Genomic DNA, 1,731 nt, shown 5'->3' with positions numbered 1-1,731 from the left:
CCTGCTGCTGGCATGGTCGGTGCCGTGGATGCTGTCAGCCATGCACCAGCCGCCGGTACACGGCATGCATCTGCTGTGGTTGTTGATGCTGGACGTGGGACTACTGCTGGCGCTGTGCTTGGTGTCGGCGGTGAGCGCGTGGCGGGCTTTCATAAGCTCACCGCATGGCTTCCGCAGGGAGAAGACGCGCAGAGATGGCCTACGCATTTCAGAATAGTTGCATGGACCCGCAGCGGACCGGCGAAGGACAGTACCTGACCCGAGGCCCACAGAGCCGGCAATACTTTCACTGTCGCTGCTCTGCATATGCCTCTGCCAAACCGGGATAATTCATGCAGCAGTCGAGCCAGCAGGCATCACAGCTCCCCGACGACGCGGATCCGCTTGAGGCAGCGTTACCAGCGATGGCTGGAGACCGGCCGATTACTCCCCTGGAACTTGCCACGCGACTTTCCGCAGCCTGCCCCTTTCAGGTCGTCCGATACGCCGACATCAAGGGTGAGGTACCGCAGGACTCAACATACGCACCAGAGCACTACGTCTGGGGTGATCCCGATGAGTTAGTTCTCTTGGTTGATGGCGACCTCAAGCTCGACACGCTGGACCTGGACGACCCGCTGGCCCCGTGGCGGGAAGAAGATCTTGGTGCGTACATCCGTTTCATCCTGGTTCGCGGCAATTCAGAGATAGCGCGCCATGTTCACAGCCTTGAAACCGACGGCGCATGCGGATTGCTTGTCTCGGGCGACCTGACGACAACCAATGCCATCGCCGGCGGACAGGAAATCCGCGTAGGCGGCAACCTGCTGATACGCGAGCTGTTCTGGGGCGACTACAACCACGGGGAACTGCACGTGGTCGGGAACACCCAGGCAGCGCTTCTCATTCAGACCGACTACTCCATGCAATTCGATGGCTCGGTTCACTGCATTCGCAGGATGGACGACGAAGCCATCATTGACGACGGAATTGAGCAGATCATCGAGCCCGATTGCCTCTCACGCGAATCCGAGGGTCCGGACAGCTTCTGGTCACTGGATGCAGGAGCCATGCTGCAAAGGCTCACTGCCGGGAAGAGCGTCATCCGTGCGGAGGGTCTGTCAGCACCGGACCCGACGCTATGCACAGTGAACCTGTTTGGCGATGCAACTGTCAGCCCAGAAAGTCTGCTACGCGTCTGTGGAGAAGACATGCTTCCCATGGATACCCGGACCTATGAATTCCACCGCAGCGGCATCTCACTTCTAGCAAGTGCGGACAACACCGACGCCGACGCCCGCGCATACACCGTGCAGATGGAAGATCCATCGAAGAACATCGCTGCACGCCTCGTAATGCGGCGCACTGAAGCGACCGCCAGCACCACAGCCTCTCACATGGGAGGTGCTGGATCTGGTTGGAGCCTATTGAAATACGTCTGCAGCGATGCTGGACAAGTTCAGCCCGAATGGGACGAGGTGGAGTCACACGACATCCAGCCCCCCTTCATCGCACTTATCCTCGACGGGTGGCGATTTCTTAAGGAAGGCGCATCGAACCGCCAAAGGACCACGGAGACAATTTCAGCGGCCGAGATACGCGATCTCCTGGCGCTTCCGATCTGCCAGCCATACGACGACTACGGCGATGGTGAACGTTGCGGATTCTGGGTGGGTCACTGTCATGCTGCATTTCGCCAAGAGAAACGCGGGCCTGGCCGCGAGGAGCCCATGCTCCGCCTTTCACGGGAAC

General features: G+C 59.7%; 2 protein-coding genes. Both read left to right on the top strand.

The features are described 5' to 3' along the window. Positions 1-217: hypothetical protein (locus ABZX22_RS44945; RefSeq protein ID WP_354923439.1), on the top strand; the 217-nt coding region annotated here is incomplete at its 5' end. Between the two features lie 115 nt (positions 218-332). After that, positions 333-1,731, top strand: a 1,399-nt coding sequence (locus ABZX22_RS44940; protein ID WP_354923436.1) for a hypothetical protein, incomplete at its 3' end; no start/stop codon positions are given.

It is taken from the genome of Nonomuraea sp. NPDC003804 (assembly GCF_040610675.1).
GTDB lineage: Bacteria > Actinomycetota > Actinomycetes > Streptosporangiales > Streptosporangiaceae > Nonomuraea.
Note: the sequence above shows the minus strand (reverse complement) of the source record. Positions and strands in the feature narration are given on the sequence as shown.